Annotated in this window: 17 protein-coding genes; 8 read left to right on the top strand and 9 right to left on the bottom strand. The window is 36.6% G+C overall.

The annotated features are described in order from the left end of the window. Positions 1 to 3 precede the first annotated feature (3 nt). The 6 genes from CQ046_RS16090 to CQ046_RS16065 are packed head-to-tail and all read right to left on the bottom strand — an operon-like array spanning position 4 to position 5330. Entirely contained in the window at positions 4 to 1011 is a 1008-nt protein-coding gene (locus CQ046_RS16090; RefSeq protein WP_105703257.1) for a vWA domain-containing protein, read from the bottom strand. After that, the gene (locus CQ046_RS16085) at positions 1011 to 2003 is read right to left on the bottom strand and encodes a VWA domain-containing protein (RefSeq protein WP_105703256.1); all 993 of its coding nucleotides are present in this window, start codon (positions 2001 to 2003) and stop codon (positions 1011 to 1013) included. The genes CQ046_RS16090 and CQ046_RS16085 overlap by 1 nt, the downstream gene beginning before the upstream one ends. Continuing rightward, positions 1996 to 2892 carry a BatD family protein gene (locus tag CQ046_RS16080; protein ID WP_105703255.1) on the bottom strand — a complete coding sequence of 299 codons (897 nt, stop codon included), beginning with the start codon at positions 2890 to 2892 and terminating at the stop codon, positions 1996 to 1998. The genes CQ046_RS16085 and CQ046_RS16080 overlap by 8 nt, the downstream gene beginning before the upstream one ends. A 58-nt stretch (positions 2893 to 2950) precedes the next feature. Then, complete coding sequence (locus tag CQ046_RS16075; protein WP_105703254.1) at positions 2951 to 3814, bottom strand: DUF58 domain-containing protein; 864 nt, start codon at positions 3812 to 3814, stop codon at positions 2951 to 2953. 53 nt (positions 3815 to 3867) lie between these two features. Continuing rightward, positions 3868 to 4326 (bottom strand): GNAT family N-acetyltransferase, encoded by a 459-nt coding sequence (locus tag CQ046_RS16070; RefSeq protein WP_105703253.1) that lies wholly within the window; start codon positions 4324 to 4326, stop codon positions 3868 to 3870. Further along, complete coding sequence (locus CQ046_RS16065; RefSeq protein ID WP_089690154.1) at positions 4326 to 5330, bottom strand: AAA family ATPase; 1005 nt, start codon at positions 5328 to 5330, stop codon at positions 4326 to 4328. The genes CQ046_RS16070 and CQ046_RS16065 overlap by 1 nt, the downstream gene beginning before the upstream one ends. Positions 5331 to 5581: 251 nt before the next feature. On the opposite strand from CQ046_RS16065, the gene CQ046_RS16060 reads away from it, so the two are divergent. The 6 genes from CQ046_RS16060 (at position 5582) to CQ046_RS16030 (ending at position 12404) form a co-directional block, all read left to right on the top strand. Continuing rightward, complete coding sequence (locus CQ046_RS16060; RefSeq protein ID WP_089690152.1) at positions 5582 to 6055, top strand: DinB family protein; 474 nt, start codon at positions 5582 to 5584, stop codon at positions 6053 to 6055. A 103-nt stretch (positions 6056 to 6158) separates the two neighbouring features. Beyond that, complete coding sequence (rlmB, locus tag CQ046_RS16055; protein WP_105703252.1) at positions 6159 to 6917, top strand: 23S rRNA (guanosine(2251)-2'-O)-methyltransferase RlmB; 759 nt, start codon at positions 6159 to 6161, stop codon at positions 6915 to 6917. Positions 6918 to 7128: 211 nt separating this feature from the next. Next, positions 7129 to 8178 carry a DUF6263 family protein gene (locus tag CQ046_RS16045; RefSeq protein ID WP_105703251.1) on the top strand — a complete coding sequence of 350 codons (1050 nt, stop codon included), beginning with the start codon at positions 7129 to 7131 and terminating at the stop codon, positions 8176 to 8178. A 58-nt stretch (positions 8179 to 8236) separates the two neighbouring features. Continuing rightward, entirely contained in the window at positions 8237 to 8467 is a 231-nt protein-coding gene (locus tag CQ046_RS16040; RefSeq protein WP_105703250.1) for a hypothetical protein, read from the top strand. 30 nt (positions 8468 to 8497) lie between these two features. After that, positions 8498 to 11038 carry a YfhO family protein gene (locus tag CQ046_RS16035; protein WP_105703249.1) on the top strand — a complete coding sequence of 847 codons (2541 nt, stop codon included), beginning with the start codon at positions 8498 to 8500 and terminating at the stop codon, positions 11036 to 11038. Positions 11039 to 11111: 73 nt separating this feature from the next. Beyond that, entirely contained in the window at positions 11112 to 12404 is a 1293-nt protein-coding gene (locus CQ046_RS16030) for a glycosyl transferase family 1 (RefSeq protein ID WP_105703248.1), read from the top strand. 54 nt (positions 12405 to 12458) lie between these two features. Here CQ046_RS16030 and CQ046_RS16025 read toward each other — a convergent pair whose 3' ends face one another. Next, a complete protein-coding gene (locus tag CQ046_RS16025) occupies positions 12459 to 13118 on the bottom strand; it encodes a hypothetical protein (RefSeq protein ID WP_105703247.1) in 660 nt (219 codons plus the stop codon). A 113-nt stretch (positions 13119 to 13231) separates the two neighbouring features. Here CQ046_RS16025 and CQ046_RS16020 point away from each other — a divergent pair, with 113 nt between their 5' ends. After that, positions 13232 to 14197, top strand: coding sequence for a YpdA family putative bacillithiol disulfide reductase (locus CQ046_RS16020; RefSeq protein ID WP_105703246.1), 966 nt, complete (start codon positions 13232 to 13234; stop codon positions 14195 to 14197). Between the two features lie 93 nt (positions 14198 to 14290). On the opposite strand, the gene CQ046_RS16015 is transcribed toward CQ046_RS16020, so the two are convergent. Next, positions 14291 to 15472, bottom strand: coding sequence for an MFS transporter (locus CQ046_RS16015; RefSeq protein WP_105703245.1), 1182 nt, complete (start codon positions 15470 to 15472; stop codon positions 14291 to 14293). A 163-nt stretch (positions 15473 to 15635) separates the two neighbouring features. Further along, entirely contained in the window at positions 15636 to 17309 is a 1674-nt protein-coding gene (locus CQ046_RS16010; RefSeq protein ID WP_105703244.1) for a glutamine--tRNA ligase/YqeY domain fusion protein, read from the bottom strand. 152 nt (positions 17310 to 17461) lie between these two features. On the opposite strand from CQ046_RS16010, the gene CQ046_RS16000 reads away from it, so the two are divergent. After that, the gene (locus tag CQ046_RS16000; protein ID WP_105703242.1) at positions 17462 to 17794 is read left to right on the top strand and encodes a hypothetical protein; all 333 of its coding nucleotides are present in this window, start codon (positions 17462 to 17464) and stop codon (positions 17792 to 17794) included. Positions 17795 to 17850 lie beyond the last annotated feature (56 nt).

Raw genomic sequence — 17850 nt, 5'->3', positions numbered from 1 at the left:
AATCTATACATTAAAATCTTTTTTAGGATTAAAAATATAAATTAAAAAGAAAAACAGAAGAGATACTGCTAGAAAATATTGATAATAATGATTGGCATTCTGTGATTTCACTATAGTTTCAGCACCTACAGATTTTTTACTCATCGCATCTACAATTCTATCCGGAGCTTCATTGATATTATTCCCGTCAATATAAGTTCCGTCTGTAGATTCTGCCATTTTCTTTAAAGCCTCTGTCTGTCTTTTTGAAATAACTGTTCCTCCATTGGCATCGGTTTTATATCCCATCAGCTGTCCGAAAACATATTCCGGAACCGGAGCACCTTCATCAGTACCAACTCCTACAGAAGTAACGCTTATTCCTTCTTTATTAGCCAATCTGATGGCGGCATTATCATTTCCTTCGTTATCTTCACCATCGCTCAGCAGAATTATTTTTCTGGAGCCTTTACTTACATTTTTAAATTTCTCAACAGCAGCCTGCATTCCTTTGAGAAAATCTGTCCCTTGAATCTGCATAGAATTGGTTTCAATCCCACTGATATAAGTTTCTGCAGAATTATAATCCGTTGTTAAGGGCATGATAGACATCGCATTTCCTGCAAAGATGACGATACCCACTTTATCATTATTCATTTTCTTCATGGTAGCCAGCATCAGATTCTTAGCTTCCGTAAGACGGCTTGGATCTATATCTTCCGCATTCATAGAATTGGAGACATCCAGCATGAAGATCACATTATTTAATTTCTGAGTACTTTTTACCTCTTCGGAGCCATTCAGAAGATCAATAATAGAGAATATCAGAAACAATGTTCCCAATAAATATAAAGCAGGAAATAACTTTGTAAATCCCGAACTTTTTTCAAATAAATTATCATGAAACTGGCTGCCTGCAAAAATTTCTCTCTTCTTGTTTCTCCATTTTAAAAAACGGATCAAAAAGATAGCTAACAGCGGCAGAAGCAACAGTAAAAATAAATACCAATAATTTCCTAAAGACCAACTCATCAGCTTAAAATTTTATAAAACACCCATCTCAACAATGCATCCAACACCAACATAGCTAATGCCATCCAAAGGAATATTTTGAAATATTCTTCATAATTATACAGCTTGGAAACCTTCACATCAGATTTTTCCAGTTGGTTGATCTCATCGTATACTTCTTCCAGACTGCTGTTCGAGGTTGCTCTGAAATACTTGCCACCTGTAGTCTGTGCTATTTCTCTCAAGGTATTTTCATCAATGGTAACCTCCGTTTCTGTAAAGATAAGATCTCCAAAGATGTCCTGTGATGTAGGCATCAGGGCATAACCGTTGGTTCCGATTCCGATTGAATATACTTTTATATTATTATTCTTTGCCAGTTCAGCAGCAAGCTGTGGAGGAATAGCATTCTGAATATTGCTTACTCCATCCGTCATCAGGATGACTACTTTACTTTTGGCTTTGCTTTTAATCAAATGATTCACTGCTACGGAAAGACCTTCTCCGATAGCTGTTCCCGGCTCAAGACCTGCAGAATTCAGGTTTTTAATTTCATCAATAACCACCTGATGATCCGAAGTGACAGGAACTTTTGTAAAAGCTTCCGCAGCATACGCCACCACTCCTATCCTGTCGTTGGGACGTTTCTGAACAAATTTTACCGCAATATCTTTAAGTGCAGTAATTCTGTCCGGACTTAAATCCTTGGCCAGCATACTTAAAGAAACGTCAATAGATAACATAATATCCACCCCTTTTGTATCATCTCTGTCCTGCGAAACCGTAAATGTTCTCGGTCTGGCCATCGCAATAATCAAAGCTGAAAGAATAATATACTTTGAAATTTTCAGTAAAAAAAGCACACCCTGGATTCCTCCGCTGTGATCCATATTTTTTATGGTAGGCACTTTTATACCTTTTCTTTTGCGTTTCCCGGCATCTTTAATTAAAAGTGGGATAAACAGCAGAAAAAGCAATAAGAACCACGGACTGTAAAACTCAAAATTAAACATCCTTTCTTAAGTTTTCGAATTCTAAATCTTTGGATGATCTTTTCACAAAGTCTCTGATATTGGCAAAATCTCTCTCCATAGTTTCCTGATCAGGGAATGTTTTGGCAAATTTCACCAGGTCTCCCCTCAGGAATACATCTTCTATGATTTTTTCATTGTCCTGCGAGATGGTATTATTCTTTTTCATGACATCAATAAGGTCATCAGTAAGAAGTACATCTGCAGGAAGGCGGTATTGTTTTGTGATAAAGGTTCTGGAAATATCGATCAATTCTACATAGAACGAACGGAAGTTTCCTCCTTCAATGTATTTTTTCTTTTTAAGAGAATCCAGTTCTTTCAAGGTCTGATTGGTTGCCACAACCGGAGTGCTCTTCGATTTTCTTCCCCATTTCACAAACATGATAATAGCAATAATGAGTGCAATGGCTGCCAATACCGCAAGAATATAAAACTTATAAAGCTCCCAGTAATCTTTAGCTTCAAGTTTCACCTGCTTATTATTCATGATATCATTAATCTGATCTGCTTTTTGAGCGGTATTAATGACATCTATTTCGTAAGGAATGGTTTTAAGTATTTTATCTCCCACTTTGAATTCCAGTTCCGGAATGGTAAATTTTCCTTCTTCAAAAACAGCAAATTCAATTTTTCTTTCGTAGGAATTGGCAGTCTGCCCAATGCTGTCTTTGGTTTCTTCAAAATGAAAAGGGAGCAGCTCATTTTTGGCTGCTGAAGTTACCTGCTGCTCGTTAAGGTTATCAATCTTTATGGTAAGATGATTGATTTCTCCTAAGGCAATGGTTTTCTTTTCTACGTTAGAGGATAATATCTGTGAAAAAGCATTTGCACAGATCAGGAAAGATAATATTAAAAGTATTTTTCTCAATGTTAAAATAATAAAGGCAGACGCCTCATGTTTTTAAGTTACGAACTGAGTCCGATGTTTATTTTTTCTGAAAGTAATTATACAATAATTTTGAATAATCTGAACCTGTATTAATATTCATAAAACTGGCAGAGCTGTTGGCAAAGTCTTCTTCCAGGGCTCTCAGTTTTTGTTTTTGTTCTTCCGCAAAAGTATACCGCCATCTTGCACTGGAAGTATTGGCCCATATTTCCTTTCCGGTTTCCACATCATACAAGCGGGCATATCCTACGTCAGGAATTTCATTATCCTTTTCATCATAAATCCTCATTCCCAGCAGCTGATGTTTCTTTGAAGCCACTCTCAGCATTTTGGAATCATATTCATCTTCAAAATCTGAAAACAGAAAAACCAGAGATTTCCTTTTAAAAATCCCCATCATATATTCCATGGCTTTGTCTATTTTAGATTCTGCGGGAACATAATCTGCCGTCAGAATATTACTGATGATAGAAAGAATATGCTTTCTTCCTTTCTGAGGTGGGATTACTTTATATACTTTATCAGCAAATAGAATCAATCCTACTTTATCATTATTTCCAGCTGCTGAAAACCCTAAACTGGCTGCAATTTCAGCTACATATTCTCTTTTCAGCTGAACTTTTGTTCCATAATCCATGGAAGCGGAAATATCTACAAGAATCATCATCGTCAGTTCCCTTTCTTCTTCCATTACTTTTACGAACGGTTCACGGAAACGTGCGGTTTTATTCCAGTCGATTCTTCTGATTTCATCTCCAAACTGATATGGACGGACTTCTGAGAAAGTCATCCCTTGCCCTTTAAAGGCACTATGATATTGCCCCATCAAAGCAGCCTCCGTCTTTTTTCTGGTACGGATTTCAATCTGCTTTACTTTTTTTACAATATCTTTTATCTGCATAGACGAATTCAAGGTTTAAAATTCAAAGTTTAATGTTGAGTGTGGGTTTCGGGTTAATCTTGAAACTCAATGGATACATTCGACCACTCGTTATCAAACTTTGTATTGTATTTTTTATAAAAATTGATGGCTGGTTCATTCCAGTTCAATACCTGAAAGACCATTCCACTGTAATTATGGGTTTTACCATATTCCAGTGTAGCATCAAATAATTTTTTTCCTATTTGTTTTCCTCTCAGCTTTTCCGTTACTACAAGATCTTCAAGGTACAATCTTCTTCCTTTCCATGTTGAATATCTGTCATAATATAATGATATCCCCACAATCTCTCCTTCATATTCTGCCACAAAAGCACCCCACACAGGAGAAGCTCCAAAGCCGTCCTGGGTAAAATCATCCAGCGTTACCGTCACTTCATGCAGTGCCTTTTCATATTCTGCCAGTTCTCTGATTAAATCCAGCATGGAAGCACAGTCCTCCTGAACTGCCTTTCTGATTATCACATCACTCATTACGGTGCCTGGATTTTTGCTAAAATTCTGTTGATGATCTCTTCTGTTGTCACTTCCTCAGCTTCAGCCTCGAAAGTTAAGCCCATTCTGTGTCTTAATACATCTTTCGCCAATGCTTTTACATCTTCAGGAATTACGAAAGCTCTTCCTTTCAAAAATGCATAGGCTCTTGAAGCAATAGCAAGGTTAATGGAAGCTCTTGGAGAAGCTCCGAAACTGATGTAATTTTTAAGTTCAGAAAGACCATAATTTTCAGGATAACGTGTTGCGAAAACCATATCCAGAATATATTTTTCGATTTTCTCGTCCAGATAAATCTGGTTGATCAATTCTTTTGCATCTACAATATCCTGAAGGGCAATCACTGGCTTCACTGTTGGCTGATGTGACGTTGAAACCATTCTCATGACCTGTCTTTCATCTTCGAAAGCCGGATAATCAATAGTACACTTCAGCATGAAACGGTCACTTTGTGCTTCAGGCAGCAGGTAAGTCCCTTCCTGATCAATCGGGTTCTGCGTCGCCAATACCAAAAACGGTTTTGGAAGCTTCATTGTTTCATCACCAATTGTCACCTGTTTTTCCTGCATTACCTCCAAAAGAGCCGACTGTACTTTTGCCGGTGCACGGTTGATCTCATCAGCTAGCACAAAGTTGGCAAATACAGGTCCTTTTTTTATGGAAAAATCATTGTCTTTGATATTAAAAATCATGGTTCCCACTACATCCGCAGGAAGTAAATCCGGGGTAAACTGGATCCTTGAAAACTCACCATGAACAGCATCAGCCAATGTCTTTATCGCAAGAGTTTTAGCCAATCCTGGTACTCCTTCCAAAAGAACGTGCCCATTCCCAAGAAGCCCTACCAAAAGTCGGTCTATCATATATTCCTGTCCAATAATAACTTTGTTGATTTCCTGTCTCAGAAGAGAAAATAAGTAGTTTTTTTCCTTTACTTTTTCCGTCAATTGGCGGATATCTTCAGCTTGATATATCTCTGACATAGCTTGATTTAAAATAAGTGGTAAATTTCTGATAAATACTTGCATTAATCAACACAATAAATGCTATTTTTGAGTTAAAGTTTGTTAAATATTCCAGTATTGATGCAAGGTCAAGAACTGCTGAAGTCTTAAAACTCAACAGGATTATCCTATTTTTTCATAAAAATATATAAATTTTGCTTTAATCACCCGCTCAAAAATTGTCATTTCCAGTTTATTAAACTATTTTTGGTGATTAAAAATTTCGCAAAATGAATTATCATTTTCAAGCGCACAGACAGGTAAGAAAGAACCTTTTAGACGTACTTCAGAACACCTCTCATGAAGATCTGATTCTGATTCCGGATGGTTTCAATAACAATATCTACTGGAATATTGCACATACTGTTGCTACACAGCAGCTTCTGCATTATTACCTGAGTGGAAACCCTTTCCGTATTGATAAATACTGGATTGAAACCTATAAAAAAGGTACTTTACCCAACTTAAATGTTCAGAAATCTGAAGTAGAAGATCTTGAATTTTTACTGACAGAAACTTCTAAGATTTTAATGAAGGATTATGACAGTGATTTCTTTTCAGACTATACTCCATATACTACTAGTTTCGGAATGGATCTGAAAAGTATTCAGGATGCCATTATCTTCAACAACATGCACGAAAGTCTTCACTACGGGTATGTGCTGGCACAGAAAAGAGCAATTTTAGGGGAAAAAGGGAGATAGTGAATTTTGTTGCGCAAGTCAATGGTCAAATGTGAATACACATCTGCCAGATCGACTTACAAAGAAAATTCACATTTTACAACTCACTATTTAAAATAATAAGATGACAGATAAAAAAGACGATTTTATTTTCGGGCTACGTCCCGTGATTGAAGCCATTGAAGCAGGAAAAACTATTGACAAGATCTTTGTGCAAAATGCACTTCAGGGTCCTATTTATGCTGAATTAAAAGCAATTTTAGCTAAAAATAAAATCCGTCCCAATTATGTTCCGGTTGAAAAACTAAACCGTTTTACAAGAAAAAACCACCAGGGCGTGGTTGCTTTTATCTCGGATGTACCGTTTCATAAAGTGGAGGATATTGTTCCGCAATTATTTGAACAGGGGAAAACTCCTTTTCTTTTGATTTTGGACAGACTTACTGACGTAAGAAACTTCGGAGCGATCTGCAGAACGGCAGAATGTGTAGGAATTGATGCCGTTATCATTCCGGAAAAAGGGGCAGCTCCTATCAACTCTGATGCTATAAAAACTTCTGCTGGAGGGATTTATAACATCAAAATATGTAAAGAAAACAACCTGGCACATACTGTAGATTTCCTTCAGCAAAGCGGAATTTCGGTATATGCTGCCAGCGAAAAAGCTCAGAAATTAATCTATGATGTGAACTTCACAGAGCCATGTGCAATTGTAATGGGAAATGAAGAAACCGGAATTTCTAAAGAAGTTTTACATCATGCTGACGAAAAAATAAAACTTCCTATTGAAGGAAAAACTCAATCTCTGAACGTATCTGTAGCATGTGGAGCAATTTTGTATGAAGCGGTAAGACAGAAAATGACCGTAATACCCAATCCTTAAATCATGAAAATATACTTATGAAGACGGCACCAAAACCGTTTATCATACCCGAGGTACATTTGGATTTTCAAGCGTCCTTCAGATCTATCCGTCGAAGAATATGGGCGTTGTAGCATTATCCAAGAATCGAATGGTGAATCTCAGGGAAAACTGCAGGATATTGCAGACAGTATATTAAGAAATAGTAGTAAAAAATAAAGTAAAAAATCAAATGAAGAACATTGCAGCGCTTGCGCTTATATCATCAATAGCTCTTATATCTTGTAAAAAAGAAACAGCAAAAATAACGAAAGTAGATCCTAAAACCGGAAAAACAGTAACGGTAGAAGTTCCTGCTGATTCTGTAGCGAAAGTGGCAGAAAACCCGGCAATCAAAGACTCTGCAGGTGTTATTACTCAAACTTTTAAGCTTGAAAAAGGAAAGACTTATCCTCTTACCACGTATCAGAGAGATGTAAAAACGATGACAGATCCTCAGGGGAAATCTATGACTGCAACCAGCGAGTCTACAGATGAAATGAACTTTGTAGTAAATGATATTAAAGGGAATGTATATGAAATGACTCTTAATCTTGTTGCGAAAAGAAATTCTCAGTCTGCACAGGGAAAAACAGTTGTGGTAGATACAAAATTACCTATTCCTAAAGAAGATGATCTTAAAATGATCTGGAATGTAAACAAAGCGCTTACCGGAAATAAACTAGTCATGAAAATGGATACAAAAGGTAACGTAATTTCCATCACAGGGTTTGATGCTGTTTACACAAAAGTTTCCAATGCAGTAGGTACCCTTATCAAAGATGCCAACCAAAAAGCAAGTGTAGTAGCAAGCCTTAAACAATCTTTCAACGAAAAAGTATTGAAAGACCAGTTCCATAAAAACCTTATGATTATTCCTAAAAAAGGAGTAAAAATTGGGGAGAAATGGTCAACTTCTGAAAATGCTGATCCAAGCGGAAACGTAAAAGTAACATCCAATTATGTAATGAAAAGCTTAGGAAACGGAGCTGCAGAAATTGCAGTAACCGGAGGTATTCCTAAGAAAACTGAAAAGAAAGCTCAGGGGCCAATCACCCACAGCCTGAGTAGTGAATTGGTTCAAAACGGAACCATTAAGTTTGACGAAAGCACAGGATGGATTACCAATCAGAATATTACCGTAAAAACGACACAGATAGAAACTATTTCAGATGGAAAACAATCTCAGTCTATGAAAAGTGTTTCTAATTCTTCTGTAATGGTAAACCCATCTGCTAAATAACTGAATTAAATGTATTCCGGGTTTAAAGTTTAAACCCGGAACTTTAAATTTTAATATTATGAAGTACATTCTTGAGTTAGTACTCACTGCCATTATAATTTTCTTTGTCTGGAACATTCTGAAAAGAATATTCTTCAAGACATTTTATAGTTACCGTTTTAATAATAACAATCAAAACAACGGACAGCAGGATATACAAAACTCGAATAAGAATAACAAACAGAACCTTAAATGGGATGCAGAAACTGTAGACTATGAAGAGGTGAAAGAGAGTAAGGACAAAAGGTAAAATTCCAAGAAATAAAAGATAATAACCAGCATGGCAAAAAATAAAAACTTAATTTATATTGCAGCTTCATTAGTAGTATTTATAGTTTTAGCATTTTTATATTCCACTCCTGTATTTACGGGAAAACAGCTTTTTCAGCATGATATCGTTCAATACAGAGGAGGAGCAAAAGAACTGCTCGACTATAGAGCCAATACAGGAAATGAAACCTATTGGAGTGACTCTATGTTTGGGGGAATGCCGACTTATCAGATGGGAAGCCAATTCAAAGGTGACATCATCAAAAAAATCGACAGTAATCTGAATTTCCTGCCAAGGCCGGTCAATTATCTCTTCCTGCTTTTTGCAGGTTTTTTCCTTTTGGGAATGGTAGTGGTCAGAAACTGGAAGTACGCACTCCTAGGAGCCACTTTCTTCGGGCTTTCGACCTATTTCTATATTATTATTGCAGCCGGACACAATGGTAAAGTAAATACCATTGAATATTTTGCACCGTTGCTAGCCGGAATTTTGCTGGTTTATATCAGAAAACAATACATCTGGGGATTCATCGTCACAACCCTTTTCATGGGGCTGCAGATTGCTGCCAATCACCCGCAGATGACGTATTATCTTTTCCTTGCACTAGGATTTTTATTCTTGTCTGAATTGATCAGAGCTATCCAGAAAAAGACACCAATGAAGCATTTCCTGATCTCATCGGGAATTATCGCTGCTTCATGTATTATCGGGGTTGGAATGAACTCACAGAGAATCATGGCCAATTCCGAATATGTAAAAGAAACAGTTCGTGGAAAACAAATTTTAGATAACGACAGCCATACTTCAGGGAAATCCGGAATGGATAAAGAAAGTATGCTTATGTGGAGCTACGGACAGCTTGAAACCTTAAACCTTTTTATCCCAAGATTAATGGGTGGAGGAAGCCAGGAACCGGAAGGAAAAGAAATGATGAGCAAAGTTCAGGAACTTGTTCAGGAAAATGTAGGTTCACAGGCAGAAATGGACAGAATCTCCAAAGGCTTTGGTGGAATGACATATTGGGGAGACCAGCCGGGAACTTCAGGACCTGCTTATCAGGGAGCTATTGTCTGTTTCCTTGCAATATTAGGATTTTTCTTTGCATCAAAAAAATACCGTTACTGGATTTTAGGAGCCTCCATTCTGACAATTTTACTGGCTTGGGGAAGCAATTTTATGCCTTTATCCGACTTCTTCATTGATTATGTACCGTTCTATAATAAATTCAGAGCACCATCTTCTATTTTAGTGGTTGTAGAACTATTATTCCCTCTGATTGCTATTTTGGGATTATACAGATTCTTCACAGACGAAAAATTGACAAATGAATACAAACAAAGGATTCTCCTGTACGTAAGTGGTGGAACTTTAGGATTGTTATTGATTCTTTTAGTCTTTGGAAAATCGTTATTAGGATTCTCAACTGAGAGTGAAAAGACTTATTTCCCTCCTTTCCTACTCGATTATCTTGTAGATGAAAGATATAAATTATTCAGAATAGATGCTATAAAAGCATTCATCTATGTAGCCATTACAGCGGCAGCATTATTCTTAACTTTAAAGAAAAAGCTTAATCAGAATATTGCTTTGGTAGTAATCGGAGTCGTGAGTTTATTTGATCTTTGGACGGTAAACAAACGTTACTTAAACGATGAAAACTATGTAGATAAAATCTTTGCAGAAAACCCTTTCCAGACAGAAAGTTCAGATCTTTTGGCTGAAAAAGTTCAGGGAAATCCAAATCTGGAATCTATTTTAGCCAATGTCAACATCAACAAAACATTGGAGACTATCGCTGAAAAAGATAAGACTCACTACAGAATTTACAACCAGACTTTGGGAGTAACAAGTGAAACCAATACCTCTTATTTTAAAGCTTCCATTGGTGGTTATCACGCTGTAAAATTAAGAAGATATGATGATGTTCTGAATGAATACATCAATAGTATAGACAGTGTAAAAACCCCTAATGTATTAAACTTATTAAATGCTAAATACCTTGTTTTCGGAGGTCCTGATCAGCCACAGGTTGTTCCAAATCCAAAAGCCAATGGAAATGCATGGTTTGTAAGTGACCTGAAGTTTGTAGATAGTCCTAATCAGGAAATTAAATCGATCGGAACTATCGACAACAAAAAGACAGCAGTTATTGCTTCATCTGATAAAGCCTATTTTGATGGTAAACCAGTTCAGGCAGACTCTACAGCATTTATCAATCTTACGAAATATCAGCCTAACGAACTTGAATTTAAATCCCAGTCGAAGACCCCTCAATTAGCGGTATTCTCTGAAGTGTATTATCCTCACGGATGGAAAGTGCTGGTAGATGAGAAAGAAGTTCCATACATTAAAGCAGATTATTTACTTCGTGCAGTGCATGTTCCGGCAGGAAATCACCATATCAGAATGGTTTTTGAACCGGAAGTGATTGAAAAAGGGAAATGGGTTTCTCTTCTTTCATTCGGGTTATTTATTCTATTGGCTGCATTTGGAATTTTCTGGATGAATAAGAACAAGAAAAAAGAGATTGTAGCTGAACAAAAAGCGTAATGAAGAGATAGAGTGAGATTCTTCACTGCGCTCCGCTTCGTTCAGAATGACAAAGACCATTTAAGCTAAGAAAATGGAACAAAAGAAAATATTGATTATCACCTATTACTGGCCTCCTGCGGGAGGTCCTGGTGTTCAAAGATGGCTGAAGTTTGCAAAATATCTGCCAGATTTCGGCTGGAAACCTATCATCTATACTCCGGAAAATCCAAGTTATCCATTGCTGGATGAAACGCTGATGAAAGATGTTCCTGAAAACATTGAAATAGTAAGAACCAAAATCTGGGAACCTTATCAACTGGCTGAAAAACTGAATAAAAGCAATAAAAAATTTAAGGCCGGACAATTTGATGTAGGAAAAAATCAAAGCTGGAAATCCAAACTTTCAATCTGGGTGCGAGGTAATTTTTTCATTCCTGATGCCAGAGTCTTTTGGGTAAAACCTTCCGTCACATTCTTGGAAAAATACCTGAAAGAAAATAACATAGATACCATTGTAACATCAGGTCCGCCCCACTCGCTCCATTTGATTGGTTTAGGATTGAAAAATAAAATACCGAACCTGAAATGGATTGCCGATTTCCGTGATCCATGGACAGAGATTTCTTATTACAAACATCTGAAATTAACCAAAAGCTCGGATAAAAAACACCGTCAGCTTGAAAGCGCTGTATTTAAAAATGCAGACATCACGCTGGCAACAAGTTATACCGATGCTGAAAACTTCAGAAAAGCAGGAGCTAATGCCGTTTGCATTACGAATGGATTTGATGAAAGTGATTCGGACGAAAAAGCGAAAGGACAAAAGGGTGAAAATAAATTTACACTTAGTTATATCGGAGTTTTAGAGCAACTTAGAAATCCGGAAAATCTATGGAAAGCACTTGATGAACTGATCAAGGAAAACGCTGATTTTGCAGATGATTTTACATTGAAGTTTGTAGGAAGAATAGATGATAAAATTCTGAGTGCTATTGAAAATTCGAATTTAAAAAATCATATTTTGAATCTTGGATATCTGGCTCATGGTAAAGCGGTAGAAGAAATGCAAAATTCTGACATGCTTCTTATCACCAACTTCCCAAATGAATCTTCAAAAGGAATCATCCCCGGAAAAATATTTGAATATCTGGCTTCAGGAAAACAGATTCTCTCCTTCGGGCCTGAAAAAGCTGATGTGGCAAAAATTCTTGAGGAAACACAGGCAGGAAAACACTTTAATTATAAGGATACAGAAATGGTAAAAAAGTTTATTCTTGAAAAATTTGAACTTTGGAAAAATGGCAGCCTTCTCAAAAACACTCAAAATATTGAACAGTTTTCAAGAAAAAACCTTACCAGCCAATTGACTGAGGTTTTGAAATAAAAAAAAATGGAAGTTAGAGGCTGGAAGTTTAATTCCAGCACCTGCTTCTTGTTTCTATATCGTCCACTGATCGTTCAAAACAGCAATCAGATAATATTTACCCTGAAATTCTTCAAATACAAAACGAACCGTTTTCCAGTCCATATTACCATATTTTTCGGTTCCTTTAATATAGTTTTCAGTGAAGTCATCTTTAGGATAGATTTCCTTTAAATTATTCAGAGAATTACCTCCACCAATGAATTTATTAACTGAATATTGTGACGTAGTAAAATCTTTAGAAAATACCCATTTACTAAGATAATCGTTGATCGTCGCTTTATAAGGATCACCCGAACCATCGTGTGCCCCCCATGTAAACAAGGTTTTGGTAGGTTGATATTTCTCAAAATCTGCTTTAGAAAAATGTTTATCTTCTTTTACATCCACATAAGCATACATAGAAAAGCGAACTCCTTTTTCAGGGTGAATCAAAGAGGCAAAAGTGGTATAATCTTTATCTTTTAAAGCTTTTAAAACCTCATCATTGGTCTGTTTTAAAACAGCTTCTTTATTAACGTTATTTTGAACGGTTCCAGCACTGTCAACTTTATTCTGTGCAATGGAATCAATTTGATTGGGAACAGGTTTGCCAGCCTCTTTTTTACAGGCTGTAGCAACACTGAGAACTAATACTGTACTCATAGCTAATAGAGGAATAATTTTCTTTTTCATATGATAAGTTTTTTTGGTGGATAAAAAGAGTACCAAAACTGATGCCAACCGCTATAATTCATAAATGATAAATGATAATTCATAATTTACAATTTCAGCCGTACCTTTGTTGTATGGAAATTTTGGACATTCTCATTATCGGAGCCGGGCCTATCGGCCTAAACTGTGCTATTGAAGCTCAAAAAAACAACCTTACTCATTTAATCATAGAAAAAGGAACCATTGTCAACTCACTGTACAATTATCCTTTATACATGCGCTTTTTCTCTACTGCTGAAAAACTGGAAATTGATGAAATTCCTTTTATTTCCGCGGCTCCCAAACCGGGAAGACAGGAAGCTCTGGAATACTATCAGGGAATTGCCCGACAGAAAAAACTAAATATCAACCTCTATGAAAAGGTATTGAATGTTTCAAAAAATGCTGAAATATTTGAGATTAAAACGACAAAAGCAACCTATTTGGCCAAGAATGTAGTGATTGCAAGCGGATTCTACGATATCCCAAATCTTATGAATATTCCGGGTGAAGATCTTCCGAAGGTCAAACATTATTATACCGAGCCTTATCCCTATGCAAGGCAGAAAATAGTGGTAGTGGGATCAAGCAATTCTGCTGTAGATGCAGCTCTGGAAACCTATAGAAAAGGTGCTGAGGTAACGATGATTGTCCGTCACTCTGAGATTTCCAAAAGTGTAAAATATTGGGTAAAACCGGATATTGAAAACAGAATTGCAGAAGGAAGCATTAAAGCTCATTTTAATGCAGAAATGATAGAAATCAAAGAAAATACTGTTATTTTTAAAGATGAAAAAGGAGAAATTCATGAAATTGACAATGATTTTGTACTGGCCATGACCGGATATCTTCCCGATTTTGACTTCCTGAAAAATTCAGGGATCGAACTTAATGGCGACTGCCTGAATCCGTTTTATAATCCCGAAACAATGGAAACTAATATTTCCAATCTTTATCTTGCAGGTGTAGTATGTGGAGGAAAAGACACGCATCTTTGGTTCATTGAAAACTCTAGAATTCATGCGAATATGATTATCAATTCTATACTTTCTAAGTCTTAATTATAAAAAGTAATGCATAGTAAAAGTTTCGGGCAATTTCTACGAAATTGCCCGAAACTTTTTTAAATTCATGAATCAAAAGTATGATATCTCTTAGATCCCATCTTCTTCCACTTTATTTTTATCCTTAAGCATCCATGGAATGATAAAGTAAAAACCTATGGCAATAGCCACTGCCAATACTCCTGTTCCAATCCATAATATACTGAAGCCTAACTTTTCAGCAATTAACGTTCCTATATAAGGTGTAACGATGAATGCTATAGAAAAAGAAATTCCATTCAATCCCATATAAGCTCCTTTATTATTCTCTCCGGAACGCAATGCTGTAATGGTTGACATAAAGGGAAGCGTCCATATTTCTCCTACACAAAGTAATGTCATGGACAGCACAAGGGCAATCATACTGTAATCAAAAGCCAGCATTGCATAAGAAACACCACACAGGAAAGTTCCGAACAGCATTGTAAAAGCTAAAGTAAAATACTTCTCAGCTACCTGTACCAACCCCATTTCCAGCAATACAATCAAAAATCCGCTATACCCCAGGATATATCCGATATTTTGCTGGCTCAAATGCGCTGTATCCTTATAAAATATGGTCAGAGTACTGAATAACTGGAAGAAACATATAGCAAACAGCATACAGAACGCACAATAAATCAAAAACTTACTATCGCGGTATGGAGAGCTTTCTTTCTTAAATACAACCTCTTCTTTTACTGTCTTAGCTTTCTCTTTCGCTATTCGTGCACGATCCTTGAAAAACCAGATATACATCAGTCCTGCCAGCAAAGCAGCCAATGCATTGCTGAAAAAGAGAAACTCATAAGAAATAGCCGAAAGAATACCTCCCAAGGCCGGCCCGATAGAAAATCCCAGATTGACAGCCATACGGTTTAAGGAAAAAGCTCTGGTAATATTTTCAGGCTTTGCATATTTAGTGATCGCGACCGAGTTGGCAGGACGAAAAGTTTCGCTTACAATACTCTGGGCTAAAATAATCCCAGCCAAACCAGCTTCTGTTGTAAAAAGCGGAATCATACAGAATAAAGGGACACTGAGAAGTAAGCTCAGACTCTGTACCCTGTACTCTCCTATTTTATCTGTAATCATCCCTCCCAGCCATGATCCGATGACCGAGCCTATCCCAAAAAAGCTCAGTACAATTCCAGAATTTTCAATACTAAAATGCAAATGATTCGTCATATAAACTCCCAGAAATGGAAGTACCATAGAACCGGCTCTGTTGATGAGCATTACCAACGCCAGCATCCAACTCTCCTGCGAGAGTCCTTTGAATGAATTGGTATATATGTTTATTAATTTCACAATTTCCTAAGTTTTAATTATTTGATTTTGTTTAAGTTTCTTTTAAACAAAAAAACAGGACTTAAAAATTAAGCCCTGTTTCATTTATCTTGTATCAATAAATTTCTTACTCTGGCTTATAAGAGTCTTTTAATGTCACAGTTCTATTGAACACAAAATTTGTGTCCGTAGAATCCTGATCTTTTGTAAAATACCCAATTCTCTGAAACTGTAATGGCTCACCAACAGCAACCTCTTTCAGGCTTGGTTCAGCAAATCCTTTTACCGTTGCTACAGACTCAGGATTGATGAAGTTTAAGAAGTCTACATCTTTTTCCGCATCAGGCTGTTCTACTGTAAACAAGTGATTGTAAGTTCTCACTTCTACAGGAAGAGCATGTTTTGCAGATACCCAATGTAAAGTTCCTTTTACTTTTCTTAAACTTTCCTCTGTTCCGCTTCCAGATTTACTCTTCTCATCATACGTAGCGTAGATGGTAGTGATCTCACCATTTTCGTCCTTCTCTACTCTTTCAGCTTTAATGATATAAGCAGATTTTAAACGAACTTCACCACCTAATTTAAGTCTGAAGAATTTATTGTTAGCTTCTTCTTTGAAGTCCTCACGTTCAATATACAGTTCTCTTGAGAATGGAACTTCTCTTGTTCCTGCATTTTCCTGTTCAGGATTGTTTTCAGTCTCTAACCATTCTTCTTTATCTTCAGGATAGTTTTCAATCACCAATTTTACAGGATCTACAACAGCCATCACACGCTTAGCTACCTTGTTCAGGTCTTCACGTACACAGAAGTCAAGCAATTGGATTTCGATAAGGTTTTCTCTTTTTGCTACCCCTACTTTATCAATAAAGTTTCTGATAGAAGTTGGAGTATATCCTTTTCTTCTCATCCCAGAAATGGTAGGCATTCTAGGGTCATCCCATCCGGTTACCACCCCTTCGGCTACCAGTCTCTGAAGCTTTCTTTTGGAAGTAATCATATAGGAAACATTCATCCTTGCAAATTCTCTCTGTTTGTTTTTAACCCTTCCATCTTCGTAAACCTGATCCAAATACCAGTTGTACAAAGGTCTGTGATTTTCAAACTCTAAAGAACAAAGTGAATGTGAAATTTGCTCGATATAATCAGATTCCCCATGAGCCCAGTCGTACATTGGATAAATTTTCCAGGCTGTACCGGTTCTGTGGTGAGGCTTATTCAAAATTCTGTACATAACAGGGTCACGCATATTCATGTTGGACGAAACCATGTCGATTTTTGCACGAAGAGACATTGAACCACTTTCAAATTCTCCGTTTTTCATCCTTTCGAATAAATCTAACGACTCTTCAACAGGACGGTTTCTGTATGGAGATTCAATTCCCGGTTCTGCAGGATTCTTTCTTTGTTCAGTAATCACTTCAGACGGCTGCTCATCTACATAAGCTTTTCCTTCTTTAATTAACTGAACTGCCCAATCGTAAAGCTGCTGGAAGTAATCGGATGCGTACAAAACTTTATCCCATTTGAAACCTAACCATTCAACATCTTTCATGATAGAATCTACGAATTCCTGCTCTTCTTTTTCAGGGTTCGTATCGTCGAAACGAAGGTTTACGGGAGCATTGTATTTTTCACCAAGACCGAAGTTGATGCAGATCGCTTTTGTATGGCCTACATGCAGATAACCATTCGGTTCAGGTGGAAAACGGAAACGGATCTGATCTCTTTTCAAACCGTTTGCCAGATCCTCTTCAATAATTTGCTCAATAAAATTGAGTGATTTTTTTTCTTCTTCCATTAAAGTAGCTTTTATTTTTTAGCAAAAAAAGTTTTACAAAGTTACGGAAAAATAAGCGTTTGTAAAAGTGATAATTTAAAAGCCTTATCCATTGTATTTCAGGAATTTTCACTAATTTCGAAAAGCTAAAACCATTGTAACCTTTTACCATCATGGGCGTTTATATCTTAAGCAACCGGAAAATTATTCGTCATAAAGGTGAAAAAATAGACTCTTTTTCCAATGATGAATACTCAATTCCTAATTTCAGAATTGCCAAATGTGATTTTGACAATTATCAGGAACCTACTGCACAGGCCAAAAAGAAGAAAGACTACACCAACAGGAATATCTTAAATTATAAGCTCTTCTCTGAACCGGAAAAACAGGGCTATGAAGAAGTTTTAGATGTTTTGCTGAGCGAAAAAGGAATCAAAAAATCCTCTCTTACGGCCAATAACCTTGGCGGAACCCAAAGAATGTTCGGTATTGTTAAAATAAAATAGATTTTATATTTTTGGAATAAAAAAAATGGATTGTCCAAAATGCCATAGTTCTTCTA

The sequence above is a fragment of the Chryseobacterium sp. MYb7 genome (assembly GCF_002979455.1).
Lineage (GTDB): Bacteria > Bacteroidota > Bacteroidia > Flavobacteriales > Weeksellaceae > Chryseobacterium.
This window is presented reverse-complemented; position numbering and strand designations above follow the sequence as displayed.